Source organism: Acinetobacter sp. UBA991, from assembly GCF_002292065.1.
In the GTDB taxonomy this organism is placed as follows: domain Bacteria; phylum Pseudomonadota; class Gammaproteobacteria; order Pseudomonadales; family Moraxellaceae; genus Acinetobacter; species Acinetobacter higginsii.
The window spans coordinates 179319-199435 of the sequence record NZ_DBBF01000021.1 but is presented as its reverse complement, the minus strand read 5'-3'; the positions used below and the strand labels follow the sequence as shown (position 1 = coordinate 199435).

Annotated in this window: 23 protein-coding genes; 10 read left to right on the top strand and 13 right to left on the bottom strand. The window is 40.5% G+C overall.

Annotated elements, in window-relative coordinates:
* Positions 1-49: 49 nt before the first annotated feature.
* The 4 genes from B2727_RS08715 to pilG are packed head-to-tail and all read right to left on the bottom strand — an operon-like array spanning position 50 to position 3524.
* Positions 50-2134, bottom strand: a complete 2085-nt coding sequence (locus tag B2727_RS08715) for a methyl-accepting chemotaxis protein (RefSeq protein WP_005322576.1) — start codon at positions 2132-2134, stop codon at positions 50-52.
* Positions 2135-2180: 46 nt separating this feature from the next.
* A complete protein-coding gene (locus B2727_RS08710; RefSeq protein WP_004802931.1) occupies positions 2181-2717 on the bottom strand; it encodes a chemotaxis protein CheW in 537 nt (178 codons plus the stop codon).
* Positions 2718-2757: 40 nt separating this feature from the next.
* Positions 2758-3120 (bottom strand): response regulator, encoded by a 363-nt coding sequence (locus tag B2727_RS08705; RefSeq protein ID WP_004652355.1) that lies wholly within the window; start codon positions 3118-3120, stop codon positions 2758-2760.
* A 20-nt stretch (positions 3121-3140) separates the two neighbouring features.
* Positions 3141-3524 (bottom strand): twitching motility response regulator PilG, encoded by a 384-nt coding sequence (pilG, locus tag B2727_RS08700; protein WP_004802929.1) that lies wholly within the window; start codon positions 3522-3524, stop codon positions 3141-3143.
* A 278-nt stretch (positions 3525-3802) separates the two neighbouring features.
* Between pilG and B2727_RS08695 the strand changes: the two genes are divergently transcribed.
* Both B2727_RS08695 and B2727_RS08690 read left to right on the top strand, forming a co-directional pair.
* Positions 3803-4456, top strand: a complete 654-nt coding sequence (locus tag B2727_RS08695) for a hypothetical protein (RefSeq protein ID WP_005206068.1) — start codon at positions 3803-3805, stop codon at positions 4454-4456.
* A 196-nt stretch (positions 4457-4652) separates the two neighbouring features.
* Entirely contained in the window at positions 4653-6368 is a 1716-nt protein-coding gene (locus tag B2727_RS08690; RefSeq protein ID WP_033134590.1) for a proline--tRNA ligase, read from the top strand.
* Positions 6369-6424: 56 nt separating this feature from the next.
* Here B2727_RS08690 and B2727_RS08685 read toward each other — a convergent pair whose 3' ends face one another.
* The 5 genes from B2727_RS08685 to B2727_RS08665 form a co-directional block, all read right to left on the bottom strand.
* Positions 6425-6760: a YegP family protein gene (locus B2727_RS08685; RefSeq protein ID WP_033134591.1), complete on the bottom strand. Its 336-nt coding sequence runs from the start codon at positions 6758-6760 to the stop codon at positions 6425-6427.
* A gap of 148 nt (positions 6761-6908) precedes the next feature.
* Positions 6909-7253 (bottom strand): zinc ribbon domain-containing protein YjdM, encoded by a 345-nt coding sequence (locus tag B2727_RS08680; protein WP_033134592.1) that lies wholly within the window; start codon positions 7251-7253, stop codon positions 6909-6911.
* A gap of 51 nt (positions 7254-7304) precedes the next feature.
* On the bottom strand, positions 7305-7661 hold the full coding sequence (locus B2727_RS08675) for a DUF488 domain-containing protein (protein WP_033134593.1): 357 nt from the start codon (positions 7659-7661) through the stop codon (positions 7305-7307).
* Positions 7662-7685: 24 nt separating this feature from the next.
* Positions 7686-8048 (bottom strand): DUF2004 domain-containing protein, encoded by a 363-nt coding sequence (locus tag B2727_RS08670; protein ID WP_033134594.1) that lies wholly within the window; start codon positions 8046-8048, stop codon positions 7686-7688.
* Between the two features lie 34 nt (positions 8049-8082).
* Entirely contained in the window at positions 8083-8535 is a 453-nt protein-coding gene (locus B2727_RS08665; RefSeq protein ID WP_171067587.1) for an SRPBCC family protein, read from the bottom strand.
* A gap of 182 nt (positions 8536-8717) precedes the next feature.
* Between B2727_RS08665 and B2727_RS08660 the strand changes: the two genes are divergently transcribed.
* From B2727_RS08660 to B2727_RS08640, 5 genes are all read left to right on the top strand, one after another.
* The gene (locus B2727_RS08660) at positions 8718-9440 is read left to right on the top strand and encodes a YgfZ/GcvT domain-containing protein (protein ID WP_033134595.1); all 723 of its coding nucleotides are present in this window, start codon (positions 8718-8720) and stop codon (positions 9438-9440) included.
* An 89-nt stretch (positions 9441-9529) separates the two neighbouring features.
* Positions 9530-9760 (top strand): hypothetical protein, encoded by a 231-nt coding sequence (locus B2727_RS08655; RefSeq protein WP_081406973.1) that lies wholly within the window; start codon positions 9530-9532, stop codon positions 9758-9760.
* 4 nt (positions 9761-9764) lie between these two features.
* Positions 9765-10085: a low molecular weight protein tyrosine phosphatase family protein gene (locus B2727_RS08650; RefSeq protein ID WP_033134603.1), complete on the top strand. Its 321-nt coding sequence runs from the start codon at positions 9765-9767 to the stop codon at positions 10083-10085.
* Positions 10086-10172: 87 nt separating this feature from the next.
* On the top strand, positions 10173-10895 hold the full coding sequence (locus B2727_RS08645) for a DsbC family protein (RefSeq protein WP_033134596.1): 723 nt from the start codon (positions 10173-10175) through the stop codon (positions 10893-10895).
* A gap of 250 nt (positions 10896-11145) precedes the next feature.
* Positions 11146-11946: a tetratricopeptide repeat protein gene (locus B2727_RS08640; RefSeq protein ID WP_033134597.1), complete on the top strand. Its 801-nt coding sequence runs from the start codon at positions 11146-11148 to the stop codon at positions 11944-11946.
* Positions 11947-11984: 38 nt separating this feature from the next.
* On the opposite strand, the gene B2727_RS08635 is transcribed toward B2727_RS08640, so the two are convergent.
* A complete protein-coding gene (locus B2727_RS08635; RefSeq protein WP_033134598.1) occupies positions 11985-14153 on the bottom strand; it encodes a TonB-dependent receptor in 2169 nt (722 codons plus the stop codon).
* Between the two features lie 210 nt (positions 14154-14363).
* Here B2727_RS08635 and mutM point away from each other — a divergent pair, with 210 nt between their 5' ends.
* Together mutM and B2727_RS08625 are read left to right on the top strand one after the other, a co-directional pair.
* A complete protein-coding gene (gene mutM, locus B2727_RS08630; RefSeq protein ID WP_033134599.1) occupies positions 14364-15185 on the top strand; it encodes a bifunctional DNA-formamidopyrimidine glycosylase/DNA-(apurinic or apyrimidinic site) lyase in 822 nt (273 codons plus the stop codon).
* Positions 15186-15215: 30 nt separating this feature from the next.
* The gene (locus B2727_RS08625) at positions 15216-15506 is read left to right on the top strand and encodes a peptidylprolyl isomerase (RefSeq protein WP_004802898.1); all 291 of its coding nucleotides are present in this window, start codon (positions 15216-15218) and stop codon (positions 15504-15506) included.
* 61 nt (positions 15507-15567) lie between these two features.
* Here the strand turns inward: B2727_RS08625 and B2727_RS08620 are convergent, their stop codons facing one another.
* From B2727_RS08620 to typA, 3 genes are all read right to left on the bottom strand, one after another.
* Positions 15568-15900: a gamma-glutamylcyclotransferase family protein gene (locus B2727_RS08620; RefSeq protein ID WP_005206086.1), complete on the bottom strand. Its 333-nt coding sequence runs from the start codon at positions 15898-15900 to the stop codon at positions 15568-15570.
* A gap of 158 nt (positions 15901-16058) precedes the next feature.
* Entirely contained in the window at positions 16059-16490 is a 432-nt protein-coding gene (gene mscL, locus B2727_RS08615) for a large conductance mechanosensitive channel protein MscL (RefSeq protein ID WP_004652374.1), read from the bottom strand.
* Between the two features lie 245 nt (positions 16491-16735).
* Positions 16736-18571, bottom strand: coding sequence for a translational GTPase TypA (gene typA / locus B2727_RS08610; protein WP_017402215.1), 1836 nt, complete (start codon positions 18569-18571; stop codon positions 16736-16738).
* A gap of 176 nt (positions 18572-18747) precedes the next feature.
* Here typA and B2727_RS08605 point away from each other — a divergent pair, with 176 nt between their 5' ends.
* Positions 18748-20106, top strand: a complete 1359-nt coding sequence (locus B2727_RS08605) for a uracil-xanthine permease family protein (RefSeq protein ID WP_033134600.1) — start codon at positions 18748-18750, stop codon at positions 20104-20106.
* Positions 20107-20117: the final 11 nt, after the last annotated feature.

Sequence of the window (20117 nt, the reverse complement as noted above, 5' to 3'; positions counted from 1 at the left end):
TCTCTAAAAATGGAAAGACAGACACCCCCTTCTGCCTTTCCAATTCGGTTTACTCAGGTAACTTAAAGTCAGTTACCGATTCACGTAATGATTCAGCCATGTTTGCCAACTCAGAAACTGAGCGCGCTGTATCAAACGTTGCAGTTGTTGTTTGTGAAGTAATTTCCTGTACGACATTCATCGTAGTTGCAATATGACTGGCAGATGCAGACTGAAGTTTTGCTGCATCCGAAATGCTTTCAATCAGTTTTGCCAAGTCGCCCGATACAGTCTGAATCTCATCCAGTGCAATCCCCGCATCTTTTGCCAAGTTCGCACCACGTACAACTTCCGACGTGGTTTGTTCCATCGAAATTACGGCTTCGTTGGTATCTGTTTGAATGGTTTTTACTAAGCTTTCAATCTGCTTGGTTGCTGATGCAGAACGTTCTGCAAGACGCTGTACTTCATCTGCTACGACCGCGAAACCACGACCTGCTTCACCCGCCATCGATGCTTGGATCGCTGCGTTTAATGCCAAGATGTTGGTTTGGTCGGCAATATCGTTAATCAACGAGACAATGTTACCAATCTCTTGAGAAGATTCACCCAAACGTTTAATACGTTTTGAAGTCTCTTGAATCTGTTCACGAATATGATCCATACCTTCGATTGAACGGTTTACCACTTGCGCACCATTGGTTGCAATTTGTACCGAGCGTTGTGCTACGTCAGCAGATTCAGATGCGTTGGCAGATACTTGGTCAATTGACAATGCCATTTCGTTCATCGCCGCTGATGCACCTGCAATTTCTTGCGCCTGATGTTCAGAAGCTTCGGCTAACTGGTTAGTAATGCTCTGGGTATCTTGGGTATAACGTGCAACTTCTTGCGAGGTATCGGTAATTCGAGATACAAGGTCACGTAACTGATCAATCGCGAAGTTAATCGAGTCGGCAATCGCCCCCGTAAAGTCTTCCGATACTGTTGCGTAAGAGCGTAAATCACCATCCGCTAAGTCGGCGATCTCATCCAGTAAACGTAAAATCGCGTTTTGGTTACGGTCATATTCGTCTTGTAGACGCGTTACACGTTCTTTATCGGTATTACTACGTAATGCAAGTAATTGTAATGCTGAGAATACAAGTAAACCCAAAGCGCCAATCAGTACAATACCTGCAACTACGTTATCCCAACCGCCTTCGGCTTTATTTGATAAATCATTGAGCGAAGTTAAAAGTGCATCGGACTGAGAGAAAATTTGTGAAGATGCTTGACGTACACGAACAATCTGGTTGGCGTTTTGCAATACCGTTGCTGCCGCAGATTTCAATACGGCATCATAATCAGATTTAATGCTGTCTACAGATTCGCGCAATGCTGCTGAACTGATGCGGTCTACACCAAGCTCTGAGCTACCATTTAACTGTGCATTTAAATACACACCAAAGGTATCAATATCGGCACCAAAGTCATTCGCTGAAACGTTTGAGTTGTCCGTACCAACCAATACCGAGTTGATCGAACGTAAAATACGTTCTGCAATGAACACTTGGTTTTTGGTGATAATTACCTGACTACTCGGCATGTTTTCACGAACCATCTGGTCGACCATCAAGTTATATTCCGCCTGAATTTCAGGAATGGTTTCACTGATCGAGATGTTGGTATCGTAAAGCTGGTTAATAACTTTTTGTTGCGATGCAATCAGGTCAATATTCTTGGCAACAGTATCCCAAAGACCACTCACCTTCTTGTACTCATCAGAGCCTTTACCGTACACACTCTCAACAGTGTCTAGGTTTTCAGCAAACTGCTTCTCTGATTCAACTAGTTTTTTCATCGCTTCTGGCGTACCAGATGCAGTTGCTTCAGTTGCTTGACGCGAAATGGTTTGCGATAACAAACGCAATTCACCCAAACTACGGGTCAACTGGTTCGAGCGCGGAACACTCACGAATAAGTAAATTAAGAGGATAACTGCAAGGGCCAAAGCAATTAAAGCACGATAGATAATCGGTTTCGATTTCTCTGTTTCACCGAATAAGCGTGAAAACTGGTCAAGTTGCGCTTTAATATTATCTAAAAACGCACCACCTTTTTTCAGCCCTGCACTATCGCCATTGCCGTTCTTTTTTTTAAGTTTAAAGCCCATATCAGCTTCTCCCCTGAATACGCGTTTATGTTCCGTAGCGTATAAATTAGTTTATAAATTTTATTGATGCGTTCATGTATTGTGGATTGCTGAGCAACCGACTCAATAAAAACACATGCCATTGTTGATTATGTTGATGGAAATGACCTTGGCAATAATCTTTCAATTTATTATCCAGCTCATTATTTTGAGAGAAAAAACTCTTTTTATTAAAGTGTTGAATCCCCAAAACCTGATCGACGACCAACCCCACATAATGGTCTTGATGGCTAATACAAATCACTTTTTGCGTTGGGGAAAACTGACTTCGTTGTCCTGAAATAAAATGTGTTAAATCAGAAACTGAAAGTAGTCGTCCACGAATATTGGCCAAACCACGCACCCACGCCTGAGTATTTGGTACTGGTGTATATTTCGGAGGATAAATCACCTCCGAAATTTCCCCTAACGGCGCAACAAAATATTGCCCTAACATCTCAAATGCGATACCAGACCAACGGCTGACTTCATTTTGAGATGAAGTGTATTGTTTATTGCCTCGCTTGGATAAACGAAGCAATTCGATAAATCCATTTGCTGCCATACCCTATCCCGTATTGAGAAGGCTCATCTTGAGCAAAAAATTAACTTAATAATTGTTTAATTACATCAATAAGCTGCTGTTCATCAATCGGCTTAGTTAAATAATCACAAGCCCCTTGACGTTTACCCCATACACGGTCTGTCGCCTGATCTTTGGTACTCACGATTACAACAGGAATATGCTGTGTGTCTTTGCCCTTACTAATCTGGCGTGTTGCTTGAAAGCCATTCATCCCTGGCATCACCACATCCATCAATACCAAGTCAGGCAATTCTGCTTGAGCCATAGTGACCCCGTCAGCGCCATTGGTCGCTTCAATAACGTCATAACCGTGCTTCGTCAAAATTTCTCTAAAGCGAAATGTTTCAGTAGGTGAATCATCTACAATAAGTATACGAGCCATTTTTTCCTCAATCTTAAATTTTATGCGCTAACGTGGTTGCGAATCGCATTTAACAATTCATCTTTACTGAATGGCTTGGTTAAATATTCATCCGACCCCACAACACGCCCTTTCGCTTGATCAAACAACCCGTCTTTGCTTGACAACATAATTACTGGAATATTTTGATAATTTAGAGAGTTTTTGATTAATGCACAGGTTTGATAACCGTCTAAACGAGGCATCATGATGTCTACGAAAACGATATCTGGATTGGCTTCTGCAATTTTTGACAATGCTTCAAAGCCATCAACCGCAGTGATCACTTCACAACCTTCACGTTGTAATAAGGTCTCAGCTGTACGGCGAATCGTTTTTGAATCGTCAATCACCATCACCTTTAAATTTTGAAATTTATCGTCCATTTATTGTCCTGCCCCAATACTCAATACAAACTATGGTTGGTTTAATTTGTTTTATACAGATTAGTTGATATTTTTAACATATCTTTACTTGCATTATCAATGAAGTTTTTTGAACCAACCTATCAGTTTCGCTTAACAATCACAAACAGTTCACACTTTTGATTAAATTCCTAATTTTTTTGCTGAATAACTATTTTTAAATGTCTAAATTAGCACTAATATACAACTGATTATTATTTAAAAATAAGTGATTTAATTAACTTTTTACGGGGAATGTAATGACTGGTTCGTTAAAGTGCGGTTTCCGCATTCGTCACTTTACAACGATTACTCGTAGTTACATTTGTTGTTTTTTTCTATTGCTATTTGTCAACAGTTCCACTTTTGCAGCAACTGAACAGGTTAAACCTGTTTGGTATCGTTATTATGACAAAAATGGTGTTGCCAATGTCAGTACCTCGGTCACACCAGAACACATCCGACATGGTTATGAAGCACTTGATCGTAATATGCAAGTGATCAAACGTAATCGTGCTTATAATGCCGCTGCCGATGTTCAGCAATCAGCCCAACGTGAGTCTCTCGCACGCCGTCGTGAACAGGATTTAAGGCTCAAACGCGCGTATGGGAGTCCACAAATCGCAGCAACAAAACGCGATCAAATTTTAGCAAATCTCAAAAAACAGCTGAATTATCAGCAAGAACAGTTACAGCAATTACAAAAGGATAAGATTGGTTTCAAACGCCAAGAAATGGAATATCACCGCAAAGGTGAAATGCTACCTGCCCAGCTTAAAAGCAATCTAGAAAATAATGCTCAAAATATTGAAAACGTCAAAAAAACCGTTGAAAGCCTACGTAATGCCTATCACAAGACTGAAGTAGAATATAGCGATATTATCAATCGCTTAAATGCACTCGGCTCGACTTAAGCTCAAAATCTTGTATAAATCCCTCCCCCTCAATATTAATTTTTAAACAATTTCAATATTTAAACATATGCCAGTGCTATATACTGCGCGAAATTGAATGTTTCATGTCATAATGCCCATTGCTCAAAACTGAGCACATTATTTTTGCTCATTTTATAGCACTTTTTAAATAACACTTAACTTTAGGACAGTTTCCATGCGCGCAAGCCGCTTTTTATTTGCAACGTTAAGAGAAACCCCAAATGATGCTGAAGTGATTTCTCACCAGCTCATGTTACGTGCGGGGATGATTCGTAAACTCGCTTCTGGCTTATACTCTTGGTTGCCCATGGGAACGCGCGTTTTAAAGAAAGTGGATGCGATTGTTCGTGAAGAAATGAATCGTTCAGGCGCATTAGAAGTATTCATGCCGGTTACACAACCTGCTGCGCTTTGGGAAGAATCAGGTCGTTTTGAACAATACGGCCCAGAGTTATTACGCTTTAAAGATCGTCATGACAACCCATTCGTGCTAGGCCCGACTCACGAAGAAGTCATTACCGACTTGGCGCGTAACGAGCTGAAAAGCTATAAGCAACTGCCATTGAATTTTTATCAAATTCAAACCAAATTTCGTGACGAAATTCGTCCACGTTTTGGTGTGATGCGCTCGCGTGAATTCATCATGAAAGATGCTTATTCTTTCCATGCTGACCAAGCATCATTACAAGAAACCTATGATGTTATGTACGACACCTATAGCCGTATCTTTACCCGTCTAGGTTTGGACTTCCGTCCAGTACAAGCAGATACTGGTTCAATTGGTGGTTCTGCATCGCATGAATTCCATGTACTTGCGTCAAGTGGTGAAGATGACATCGCTTTCTCGACAGAATCTGACTTTGCCGCAAACGTTGAAATGGCAGAAGCGCGTTTAGTCGGTGAGCGTGCTGCTGCAACTCAAGTATTAACGCTCGTTGATACACCAAATCAAAAAACCATTGCTGATGTTTGCCAGTTCTTAAATGCTGATGCCAAACAGTCTGTTAAAGCATTGCTGGTACAAGGTCCAACTGACGACAAAGGCAATACACCAGTTGTTGCATTGTTCCTCCGTGGCGACCATGAACTCAATGATATTAAAGCTGAAAAGCATCCATTGATTGCTGCACCTTTAGCTTTTGCAACTGAAGAACAATTGCAACAACACGGCCTAACAGCCGGTTTCTGCGGTCCACAAGGTCTGCTTGAAAAAGGCTTAACTGTGATTGTGGATCGTGCTGCATCGGTATTGTCTGACTTTGTGGCGGGTGCAAATGAAGTCGACAAGCATGCAACGGGTGTAAACTGGGATCGCGACGCGAAATTCACAGAAGTTTTTGACTTACGTAATGTGGTTGAAGGCGACCCTTCTCCAGATGGTAAAGGTACCATCCAAATTAGACGTGGTATTGAAGTTGGTCATATTTTCCAACTCGGTACAAAGTATTCTGAAGCTTTGGGCTGTAAAGTCTTAGGTGAAGATGGCAAACCATTTACCGTCACCATGGGTTGTTACGGCATCGGTGTAACACGTGTTGTCGCTGCTGCGATCGAACAAAACTTCGACGATAAAGGTATTATTTGGCCACAAGCAATTGCACCTTTTGAAGTTGCAATTGTGCCAATGAACGCGCATAAATCACCACGTACGCTTGAAGCAGCTGAAGCACTCTATGCTGAATTACAAGCACAAGGCTATGACGTATTATTAGATGATCGTAACGAACGTCCGGGCGTGAAATTCTCTGACCTTGAGTTGATGGGTATTCCACACCGTATCGTGATCGGTGAGAAAGGCTTGGATGCAGGTACTTTCGAATATAAAGGCCGTCGTGATACTGAAGCGACTAACCTTAATAAAGAAGAATTATTAGCAAAACTTGTTCGCTAATCTCAATTCTATCTGTAAAAAAGCCGTTTCATTGAAACGGCTTTTTTATTACTGATTTAAACAGTTAAATCTTTAATGGTTTCTGATGGTCCATTCTTTTTAACAGACTCAATGCCTTTATCACGCGATTGTTCATTTGAATACAGCTGACTGGTACCAATCACCTGATGGTTAGCAGCTTTTAAATTAAAATAAGGTTTATCATTCTTAGACGTTAATCGCTCATAACGTGCATCATCTGGACTATTTTTTTGTACAGATGCAATTCCATTCTGCGCAGCTGCTTTGGTTTTATATAATTCACTATTTAAAATTGGCTCACCATTTCCTGCTTTTAATACAAAACGATATTGCCCATCACTCGCTTGACTTACTTCGAACCATCCTGCCATAAGGACCTCTATTTTTGGAGTTAGTATTGATTGTTATCTCATCCAATATAGATCAGCTCTCATCGTTTAAGAAGATTGTTTTTTGTTCACTTTTGGTAATTTATATCAGGTAGAAAAAAGGAGCATTTTCATGCTCCTTAATAAGAATTTAAACTTTCTTCACAAATTCAGATTTTAATTTCATGGCACCCACACCATCAATTTTACAATCAATGTTATGACCATCGCTTGCATCAGGCACCAAACGAATACTTTTGACCTTCGTTCCAACCTTAACGACAGATGATGAACCTTTAATTTTTAAATCTTTAACAACCGTAACGCTATCACCATCATTCAAAACATTACCGTTGGCATCTTTAATAATGTCTTGTAATTCTGAAGCAGATGCTTCTCCTTCCTTCCATTCATGTGAACATTCAGGACAAATCAATAAGTCGCCATCTTGGTAAGTATATTCTGATTGGCATTGTGGGCAATGTGGAAAAGACATAAAAGAAACTCAAAACGACTATTATGATGGATAGACGCAGTTTTTCAAAATTTAGGCTTGAATCGCTTTGCCAAGTAAATAATTTTTAAGTACCAAAGCATGATTCAGCTCAGGATCTTTAGCTGCATAAATCAGCGTCAATTGCTGTTGCTTTGCCATTTCTCTAAGTTCATTCACATGTGGATTATCACTTAATTCCTGATAATACCCTTCTTGAAAGCTGAGCCAGTGCTCAGCCTTATGACAAAAGGCCTGCCGCAATTCTGTAGAAGGTGCAATTTCCTTGAGCCAAATATCCAAATGCGCACGCTCTTTAGAAATTCCTCTTGGCCACAAACGGTCAACCAGTACACGCTGCCCATCGGTTGGTCCTACAGGATCATAAATACGTTTGATCTCGATTTGCACATGACTCTCCAGCACCTTATCCGTTCAACTTTCCATTGAAATATCTATGACCTGCCCTTTGGAATCAAAGCTCACACAAATCACATAGTTGGTAATTTCGTCTGGTAAGGTAAAATCCAGCATATCATAACTGTCTAAATCCTCATCTTGCCACTGATGAGTAAGCACCAAAAACTCTAACACCTGTATAGGTGATGGCGCTGACGTTGCAAAATGCTTTTTCCAATATGCTGGCTCCACTTCCTCCAGATGGTGTTGAATAAACAACTCCACACTATCTTCGGCTTGTTGATTTTCCAAAGCTTCACGCATGGCGATACGCGCAAGTTGTTCACGACGTTCAACAATCGCTTGTTCTGACATAGCATCCCCCAATGTAATGATCATCAAAACTCTGTATTTAAGATTTAAACTGTTTTCCTTATTGATCTGGTATGTCTGCTTGCACCAATAAGCTCAATAAATAAAGTGATTCTTGCCAACCCAGATAACATGCCTCTACAGGAATCACATCTGGGATTCCCTCTTGTGTAATCTGCACTTCTGTACCGACAAGTACTTGCTTCAATTGAATTGTAACTTGAATGTCACCCGGTAAATTCGGATCGTCAAAGCGATCGGTATAACGCAGAAGCTCATTAGGTACCAGTTCAACATAGGTTCCACCAAAGGAATGCGAGCTCCCCGTTGAGAAATTGGTAAATGACATTTTATAAGTTCCACCTTGTTGTGGATCTAAATGATGAACTTTCGCGGTAAATCCATGCGGTGGCAGCCATTTAACCAATGCATCAGGATCAAGAAATGCGTTATACACACGTGCAGGTGGCGCATTAAATACGCGATGTAATCGAACTGTACCTGTCATTATTATTCTCCAATATCACTATTATTCTGTTGGATCGATTCATCATAGCGATTTATTGTACAAAAGCTATGCCTTCAATCGCTCATTTGAGCACGAATATCGAGAATCTCAAGCTGCTTTTTTGTGAAAAATGGCGCAAAATAACAATCCATATTTTAGTGTCCAGAACGCAGATTTAGGATTGATCTATGAGTCAGCTTGGTTTTACTGCTTTTAGTTTAAATGGTGTCGATGCACAAAAATTTTTACAAGGTCAAGTGACGGTTCATGTAGAACGCTTGCCTGAAAATGAAAGTCGCTATACTGCTATTTGTGATTTAAAAGGACGTATTCATTTTGGTTTATGGATTAAAAGATTAAATCCAGAAAGTTTTGAACTTGTGACCACTCAAGATCAGGCAGAAGAGTTTTCTAAGCATATTAAAAAGTTTGGTGCTTTTTCTAAAATGAAGTTAGAAGAAGTTGGAACAGTTTATCCAACTGTTGTCGGTACACAAACCGAGTTTTCTGCAACAACGACAGATATCGATACTTGGCAAGTTCAGGCAATCCAGTCTGGACAGGCTTGGATTACCCAAACAACAGAACATTTGTTCCAACCTCAAGAATTACGTTTACATCAACGTGATGGTGTGCATTTCGATAAAGGCTGTTATCTTGGTCAGGAAATCGTGGCACGTCTTTGGTTTAAAGCCAAACCAAAGCACTGGCTTCATTTAATCCAAGCCAAAGGTGATCTTCCTGCCCCTGCAACTCAACTCAATAAAGATGTTGAAGTAGTCAATAGTATTGCGTATGAAGAAGGCTATTTAGCACTGGTGATTGCCAAACCCGCTGCTTTAGAAGAACTCGACGTAATCGTTTTAGATTTACCAGAAACGCTTAATGGTGATGTAGCAAGACCAAGCTAAATACTTGTAAAAATCAGGCTTTGATTTTATATTGAAAACTCATGTGTTATCGCGGCTGCTGAACCCGATCAACTCATGAGTTTTTTAATATGGATGATGTAGCACAACGACGTAATCGAGCGTGGCGGCGTAAACAAAAATTTCTATTTCGTGGCCGAGACTGTAGGCATAATTCTCTCTGTTGGAAACCTCCCAAACAATGGAAATATCTGTATACACGAGAAGATAAACTTGCACGTGCCAAGCAATTAAGAATTGAATATCCTCGAATTTCCAAAGCAAAATATTTACGTGAAGCCCATTTCAACTGTTGGATTTAACATACTGAACACTCTTTTCATTTGTAGTCGAAATCAATGGCGTAGCCCAACAGCTGAACGTATTTTCGCTCAAGGGTATGGCTTACATACCCGTTCAGCAGGGACTAGCCGTCACGCCAAACATACTCTCTCGTTAAAAGATATTGCTTGGGCTGAACAAATTTTTGTGATGGAATCTCGACATAAACAACAAATCAAACAACAGTTTTCCAAACAACTTATGCATAAGAAAGTCTTTGTGCTCGACATCCCTGACGACTATCAATATATGGATCCCGACCTCATTGAATTGCTGCAATTGGCGATGCAGCCTTTTTTTAAATAAATAAAGTTTAACAATCGTTCTTGTCGAGAATCGAAATGAAGGTTATTGTTCACCTATTCTCAATACAACCGATTTCTCATGAAAATAATGATCAAAACATGGTTATCTGTACTCAGCTTGAGTCTTCTCTGCGTACAAAGCCTACATGCTGATAGCAAAACACTGGAACGAAACTTCAAACAGAATTACCCCGATATTCCAGTCAAATCCGTCAGCCCCTCTCCTTTACCCGGTATTTATGAAGTCTATGCCGCGGGTAAAATTATTTATACTGATGAAACAGCCAAATACCTATTTTTTGGTAACCTCCTCGATGTTAAAAACAAGAAAAACCTAACCGAAGAGCGCTTGGCTGAATTTGGTAAAATTGATGTTAAACAGCTGCCGCTCGATCAAGCAATTAAATATGTAAAAGGTAATGGGGAACGTATCCTCTATGTCTTTAGCGATCCTGATTGCCCTTATTGCCAAAAGCTTGAACAACATATGACTTCGGTTGATAATGTCACCGTGTATCTGTTCTTGTTCCCGCTTAAAAGACTACATCCTCAAGCAGAAACGATTGCGAATAAAATTTGGTGTTCGAAAAATCCGTATGAAGCTTGGGAAGATTATATGCTGCACCGTAAAGCACCTAAAAATGCTGCACAATGTGAGACTCCTATACAGAAGAATCTCGCCCTAGGTCAAAAATTACAAATCGATGGAACACCAACTTTATTTTTGCAAAATGGGATGCGACTCTCAGGCAGCCCGCAAAATGCAGAACAGATTGAGCAACTTTTACAAGAAGCCAGTCCCCAAAAATAAAGGTTAAATATGAAGGCTTGTTGACTTTTTTGCCACAAAAAACCTCAAGCCTTCTTTCATATTTTTCAACATAAAACATTAATTTTAAACAACTAAATAAAAATAAAGTTCCAGTTTCGTTTGTTCCATTTGCTAAGATTTATACAAAATCCTTATTTACATTTTTAACCAAACTTTTATGATGGGAACAGCATATTGAGTTCTGCTATGCAAAGGATGAAAGCAGATCAACATGAAAGGAAAAATAAACATGAAAAAATTGCTTATCGCAAGTTTAATGACGATTGCAAGCCACACAACATTTGCAGCTGACCCTAAAACGTCAACGATTAAACCTGATCCTGCATTTACTAAAGCGACTCAACTCTACGATGCAAAGGATTACCCTGCTGCCTTTCAGGAAATGCAACGCTTAGCCACAACGGGTAATCAACAAGCTGTCTATAATCTTGGTTATATGACTCAAATGGGCCAAGGTACTGCAAAAGATGAAAAGAAAGCCATTCAATATTATCAAGATGCATCTAATAAAGGTTATGGACCAGCCAGCTTCAGCCTAGCTCAGGCCTATCACAAAGGTACACTTGGTCTTGCTAAAAATCCGCAAAAATATAAAGAGTATTTAGATAAAGCCTCGACTCAAGGCTCAGATGATGCGACTGTTGAGTTTGCTGATTTATTATTCAGACAAGGAAAACCTGAATATGACCAAATTGCCATTCAGAGGTTACTCCCTTTACTCCGAAAGGACTATTATCCAGCGAAGAATTTAAAAGCAGTATATGACCTTGGCATTGGCGTAAAGAATAAAAATCCATTCATGCAACAACAAGCTGTTGAGAGCTTAAAAGACCTGTCCAAGAAAGGTTATGCGCCATCTCTGATGATTTTGGGAAACATGCTTGCTAATGGCAACATTATCGATCAAGATTTAGAGCAGGCAAAAAATATTTTTTCTCGTTTAGCTGAAGCAAACTACCCCAATGCGAAAGAATCTTTAGCCAAGGTTGAAGAAGCAATCGTAGCAAAAAAAGCAGCAACTAAAAAGTAGAAAACAAAGAGCAGCATAATAAATGCTGCTCTTTTCACTTAGAATTGTTTGCTGACTTTAATCCCCGCACTCCAGTTGCGCCCATCTGCAGGTTCGAAGAAGCGGCTATTGCTATCATTCACAATCACAGAACCCGCATAGTTTTTATCAAACAGGTTGTCGACACGCGCAAAGCCATTGATACCCCAATCTGCATATTTCCATGCATATCCAGTATAGACTGAAGCAATGGTGTAACTTGGTGCTGCATCACTATTGATATCATCCACATAGACCTTGTCCATATACTGAGTATCAACACCTGCATAGAAGCCTTGCTCTGGTTTCCACGCCAAGCCAAGAAAAGCTTGGTTCTTGGCAATCCCCGGAATTGCATTGCCCTTTTCAACAGCCTTGACCGTACCTACAGCCGGAATTGTGGTATCAAACTTGGCATCTAAATAACCATAACTGCTACTGATTTCCAGATCTTTCCAGAGCTTTTTACTCCATGCCAACTCAACCCCTTGGCGCAAGGTTTTATCAGCATTCCGAAAGGTCGCACGTCCATTTGAAGTGCCTGCTGAAACAATATCATCTTTGGTTTTACTTTGGAAAACAGCCAAAGTGAAATCACCTAGCGGATTTTGTGATTTTAAGCCAAGTTCATAATTATCACTAGTCGATGGTTTTAGATCAAAGTTAAACCCAGACTTTTTAGGATCAGCTTGATAAGCCATTTCAGTAAAGGTTGGAGTTTCAAAACCTTTAGCATAACTGGCATAGGCCAATAACTCAGGTACAATTTGCCAGCTTAAGGCAGCCGACGGTAACACCTTGTTATAATCCGTTTTATCACTATCATCGCCATTACTTAAATAATGATCCTTAGATTTATAATGCACATTGCTATAACGCACACCAGTATCTAAACGCCAAGTCGGTAAAAACTGCCAAGAGGCTTGTAAATAGGGATCAACATTCCACAAGGTATTGTCTTCATCGCGACGCAATGTGCCTTTTATCCCATAAGACGGCGACCCATTAACAAGATGAAAGTTCTCATACCCTTTACGATCTTCATCCATGCTATCAACCGCAAGCCCTGCACTGAAGCTTGTATTCGGCAATAGTTCTTTACCTGTCCAGCGGAAATCAGCACCATAATAATTGCGTTCAAAATCAATCACACCACCAGCGTGATTCTTATTTAGTTGTGTAGTGTTAGGGATACATTCTCGAGTGTCTTTTTTAAAACTACATCTTGGTATCGATTGATATTGAGTCACCTGACGATTGCCAAAATATGCCATGGCATACAACTCATGTTGATCATTAATCGGTTTAGACCAAGTCATACCCGTTTGCGTTTGCTCAATGTCTTTACGAACGTTATATTCATTATTCGCATCATTCACCTGACGCGGATTTTGCTGCCATTGGGTTCGATTTAGGCCTTGAGGATCATCAGCATGAATCTTGACATAGTTGGTGATCCAATTAATTTTACTACCATCATCCAAGTTCCACGTCAATTTCGCATTATTTAAGACTTTTTCTGCACTACTGTGGTCTCGATAGCCATCGGTATCAAAATACGAAGAACTGATGATATAGCTCGGTTCATTTTGATTTTTTGCACCGCCCTGTAGTACCAGACCTGCACGATTCTTGTTATGACTGCCACCCGCATAACTCATCTCAATCGAATCTTTCCCCTGACCTTCTTTGGTCGTCGCCAAGATCGCCCCACCTGATGAGTTGCCATATAGTGATGAAAATGGCCCCGTTAAAACTTCAAGATGGCTCAAGCTACCCAAATCAATATTTGAGGTTTGCCCTTGACCATCTGGCATCGTTGCAGGAATACCATCAGTATATAAACGGATTCCGCGCACACCAAAGGTAGAACGCGCACCAAAACCACGCATCGAGAGCTGCAAATCTTGCGCGTAATTTTCGCGATTGCGTAATTGAACACTTGGAAGGCCTTTCACCACTTCGGTTAAATTGACCTGTGCTGATTGATCATTTTTAGGCATATCGACCCTAAAAATTGATGCAGGCGTTTGCATATAAGTGGTATCTGTACGTGTTGCTTCAACTTTGATCGTTGGAAGCTGTACCGCTTGATCCGCATCTGATTCAGCTGCCCAGACAACGCTACTACCCGCCCCCATACACATTGCGATGCAACCGTATAAAAGGTTAATTTTCAGTGAAGGCATGAAGATTCCTTATTTCTCAAAATTTCGAAAGGATGATTTTTAAAAGTAAGCATCTGATTATTTTATATTTGTCTTACATCATTAACTTTAGCCAAAATCATCAATAATCTGGTTACTGATCGGCATTGGTAAATAAAATTAAATACCGTCATAATTGTAAGTGAAACATTTGCCCTCATTGTATTGTTGTTGAAACAACTTGAGCTTTCTATGCCCGAACTTCCTGAAGTTGAAACCACCAAAACCAGCCTGCTGCCGCTGTTACAACAACGTGTTCAAGCAGTCAACGTCTTGAATGCAAGTTTACGTTGGCCCATTCCGAACGATCTCAATAAGCTAGTTGGACAACGTTTGACTCAACTTAAACGCCGCTCGAAATATATTTTAGCTGAATTTGAACAAGACCATATGCTCTGGCATCTGGGCATGTCTGGTAGCTTTCGCCTATGTGAACCTAATGAAGCACTCAGAAAGCATGATCATCTGGTGATTGATTTTGAAGATCTGCAACTCCGCTACCATGATCCACGTCGCTTTGGCTGTATTTTATGGTTAGACCAACAGAATCAAAGTAAATTGATCGACACGCTTGGTCCTGAACCATTAAGCGAAGATTTTAATGCGGGTTACCTTCATGAAAAACTGAGTAAAAAGAATGTCGGCATTAAAATTGCTTTGATGGATAACCATGTGGTGGTTGGTGTCGGCAATATTTATGCGACTGAAAGTTTATTCAACATCGGGGTTCATCCAGCACAACCTGCTTCGACGCTGAGCAAAGCGCAAGTGGAAAAATTGGTCATTGAAGTTAAACGTATCTTAAAACAGGCGATTGACTTAGGTGGCTCAACCTTACGTGACTATAGCAATGCGATGGGTGAAAATGGTTATTTTCAGCAGACGCTTTTGGCCTATGGGCGTGCAGGTGAAATGTGCGTGAATTGTGAAACCACATTGGAAAATATGAAATTAGGTCAGCGTGCCAGTGTATTCTGTCCGCAATGCCAGCCACTGAAGTTAAAAAAAGCGTAAGCTTATGAAATGTACGAAGGAGAACACATCATGCAAACTGCGATTGTTCGACATATTCTAGTTAAAGACAAAGACTTGGCTGAGCAGCTAAAAAAACGGATTCAGTCGGGTGCGGATTTCAGCAAGGTTGCCAAGCAATATTCAACCTGTAATTCAGCAAAACGTGGTGGTGAACTCGGTGAAGTGAAAAAAGGTCAGTTGGTCCCTGTGATCGATAAACTGGTCTTTAGCGCAGCAGAGCGTATTTTACATGGTCCGATTAAAAGCCAGTTTGGCTTCCATCTGGTCGAAGTCAAATTCCGTATGGATGGTTTGAGATAATCGCTGGGGTTGAGCTTAAATTCTAATTTAAGCTCAACAGCCTGTTCCAAGAATAAACCTTTTAATCCTGAGGCTTCATCACATAAGTCCATGCCAATCTTGTGCTGCCATCAGACAACTGAACCTGAACCTTTACACGTTGATATTGTATCCCTTCAAAATCATCCAACATTTGCCAATTCTGTTCTAATTTTTCTGTGCTAAACAAATAACCTTCAACCAACGGATCAGCCTCATTCAAAACCATTGCAGGTAAACCTTGATCTGGCCCCCAATCCAAAATATGAATGGTGCCATGCACCGAAGCCTGCTGCCAGTCACCGCCTATTCCACCCAAAATATGGGCATTTTCTCGATTTGGGCACAGCGTGCCGTAAACAAATAATTGGTTCATGTTGGTTAATCCCCCGATCATATGCACAGCATCTTAAAATGAAAGCAGCAATTTTTCTATGTGAAATGATGATTTTCACCGCATTATCCAGTGCCAATCTATTTTAATAGGCAATAAAAAAACGGCATTTCAAATGCCGTTTTTTTATTCAAGACAAATTAACCTTGTTTTTTCAACTCATCACGAATTTCACGTAACAATTGAACATCTTCAGGTGTTGCTTCAGGCTCAGGCGCAGCCTCTTCTTGTTTGCGGATACGGTTCATCACTTTCACCAACAAGAATACAACCCATGCCAATAACAAGAAGTTAATCAGAATAGTTAAGAAGCTACCATAAGCAAATACATTCAGTCCTGCATCCTGTGCTGCTTTCAGGGTTGTCACATTGTTCGGGTTGTCGCCGAGGATAAGGAACCAATTGGTGTAATCCACATCACCACCCAAGATCCATGAAATCACTGGCATCACAATATCTTTCACTAATGAATCAATGATTTTACCGAAAGCACCACCAATGATGACACCAATCGCTAAATCCATCATATTGCCTTTGATGGCAAATTCTTTAAATTCTTTAATAATACTCATCTATAACTCTCCAGAGTTGAACTTGATCGCAGCCTGTTTTTGCATTGTTTATTACACAGGCGCAGTTATCCACATAATGTTGATAATTTAATATTTTTATCAAAAAAAGAAAGTTATTTCACACTTTAACAACACTTTTTATTTTAATAAAAATATGTGTTTAAGCATGTCCCTCCCCTTAGGTTTATGCAATAAAAAACCGCTAAATAAATTTAGCGGTTTTGTCATTTTTCAGTGAAGAAAAATTATTTATCGCGGTTACGCTTACGTTCGTTTTCAGTTAAGTAACGCTTACGAATACGAATCGATTTTGGAGTTACTTCAACTAATTCATCATCTTCAATGAATTCAAGCGCTTGTTCAAGCGTGTATTCCATTGCAGGTGTTAAAGTCAAAGCTTCATCAGTACCTGATGCACGAACGTTAGTTAACTGCTTCGCTTTAGTTGGGTTAACAACCATGTCATCAGAACGAGAGTTAATACCGATGATCATACCTTCATATACTTCTAACTGTGGTTTAGCGAACAGACGACCACGGTCTTGAAGTGTGAAGAGTGCATAGCCCAAGCAAGTCCCTTGAACCATAGAGATCAACACACCGTTTTGACGCTTCGCAACAGTACCTGCTTTTGCTGGACCGTAATGCGAGAAGCTTGATGTCATGATCCCTGTACCAGAAGTCATGGTTAAGAATTCTGAACGGAAACCAATCAAACCACGTGAAGGTACAGTTGCTTCAATACGGATACGGCCTTTACCGTCAACTTCCATATTGGTCATCTCACCTTTACGGAAGCCCATTTGTTCCATTACAGAACCTTGGTGTTGTTCTTCAACGTCAAAAGTTACGTTTTCGAATGGCTCTTGTTTTTCGCCATCGATTTCTTTCATGATTACTTGTGGACGTGATACGCCCATTTCGAAGCCTTCACGACGCATGTTTTCGATCAATACTGAAAGGTGAAGTTCACCACGACCAGAAACTTTGAAACGGTCTGGACTATCAGTATCTTCAACACGTAATGCTACGTTATGAATCAATTCGCGATCAAGACGTTCACGAATGTTACGTGAAGTTACAAACTTACCTTCTTTACCAGCAAATGGTGAGTTGTTTACTTGGAACGTCATCGAAACTGTTGGTTCATCTACAGACAATGGCGGTAAAGCTTCTACATTTTTCGGATCACAAATCGTGTCAGAAATGTTTAATGCATCAATACCTGTAATACAGATAATGTCACCAGCTGATGCAGATTCTACATCAACACGCTCTAAACCGTGGTAACCCATGATTTTTAAGATACGACCGTTACGAGTCTTACCTTCTTTATCAATTACAGTCACTTGAGTGTTTAATTTTACTGAACCGCGCTGGATACGACCAACACCGATTACACCTACGAAACTGTTATAGTCAAGTGATGAAATCTGCATTTGGAATGGACCATCAACATCAACTGCTGGTGGTTCAACGATATCTACAATTGTTTGGAACAACGGTGTCATGTCTTCCGCTAATTCTTCTGGTGAAGGACCAGCAACACCACGTAAGCCTGAAGCATAAACGATTGGGAAGTCTAACTGTTCGTCTGTACCACCAAGGTTATCAAACAAATCAAATACTTGATCGATTACCCAATCTGGACGCGCGCTTGGCTTGTCAACTTTGTTGATAATCACGATTGGCTTCAAACCACGCGCGAACGCTTTTTGCGTTACGAAACGAGTTTGTGGCATTGGACCTTCTTGTGAATCTACAAGAAGCAATACACAGTCAACCATCGACATTACACGTTCCACTTCACCACCAAAGTCGGCGTGTCCTGGGGTGTCCACAATGTTAATGCGGTATTCGGTGTTTGTACGTGCGTCTAACCATTTGATTGCAGTGTTTTTTGCAAGAATGGTAATACCACGTTCAGACTCAAGCGCGTTAGAATCCATAACACGTTCAATCTCGCCTGCGCGATCACCAAGAGCACCTGATTGTTGTAAAAGTTTGTCGACTAGAGTCGTCTTACCATGATCGACGTGCGCAATAATGGCAATGTTACGGAGAGTTTTAATATCTGACATGTAAAATTCGATACGCTTTAAATTTGAGGGCAAATTATACAGAAAAATACTAAACTTTAGTAGTGACAGTTTATTGACAGTGCACTTTTTTTCTGACGAAGTGTCATAGAATCGTTGGTAAAGCGAACTAACTCTATTAGAATATTCCACTAATGCCTCTCGCTTTTTATACTCCCATGTCGAATTCACAACCTCAGCAGCAGCTTGATCTGGTCTACGGACTCAATGATCGACCGAAACCTTTTGTTGCATTTTTAGCCGCTCTACAGCATCTTTTGGCGATTTTAGTCCCGATTGTCACCCCTGGATTACTGATTTGTTTAGCACTTGGCGTCTCTCGCGAAGACACCAACATGATCCTTTCGATGTCTTTAATCATTTCAGGAATTGCAACCTTTTTACAGTGTAAAAAGGTTGGTCCATTTGGTGCTGGACTCCTCATTGTCCAAGGTACAAGTTTTAACTTTATCGGCCCAATTATTGGTATTGGGAGTGCAATGGTTGCTGCGGGTACACCTGTTGAGCAAGTCATGGCAGCCATTTTTGGTGTTGTGATTGCGGGTTCATTTATTGAAATGGGCGTTTCTCGAATTTTGCCATGGGTAAAAAAGCTGATTACGCCGTTAGTCACTGGTATTGTGGTGCTGTTGATTGGTCTTACTTTGATTAAAGAAGGCTTGATTAGCATGGGCGGTGGTTATACCGCAATGCAGGACAACACCTTTGCCAATGCAGATAACCTAATTATGTCATGCACCGTGCTTGGCATTATTATTCTATTAAATCGTATCAAAATTATTTGGGTAAAAAGTTCAGCAATTTTAATCGCACTGGTGATTGGCTATATTCTTGCTGGATTCATGGGCCATTTAAACTTTTCAGTACTCAATGATGCACCTTTAATTCAAATTCCAACACCGATGCATTTTGGACTCAGCTTCTCATGGAGTTTGTTCATTCCAATGGCATTCATCTATTTAGTTACTTCTCTCGAAGCGATTGGTGATGTTACTGCGACCAGTAAAATATCTAATCAGCCGGTCGATGGCCCAATCTGGATGCAACGGATTAAAGGTGGCGTACTCGTCAACGGTGCCAACTCTTTCCTAGCTGGTATCTTCAATACCTTCCCAAGTTCTGTATTTGCCCAAAACAATGGTGTGATTCAATTGACTGGTGTGGCAAGTCGTTATGTCGGGATTTGGATTGCCATACTCTTGGTGATTTTAGGCTTATTCCCTGCTGTTGCTGCCGTGATTCAAGCCGTACCGCAAGCGGTGCTTGGTGGCGCTGTGATGGTGATGTTTGGGGCTGTTGCGGCTTCTGGTATCAATATTCTTTCCAGTATTCACCTCGACCGTCGCGCTTTGCTGATTATTGCAATTTCGCTCGCACTCGGACTCGGTGTTGCACAAGTACCCCAGATTCTTGAGCATCTACCTGAACTATTTAAAAATATTTTCAGTTCTGGTGTCGCAACAGGTGGTATCGCGGCCCTAATTTTAAATATTGTTTTACCTGAAACACATAAATAATCATCCAACCA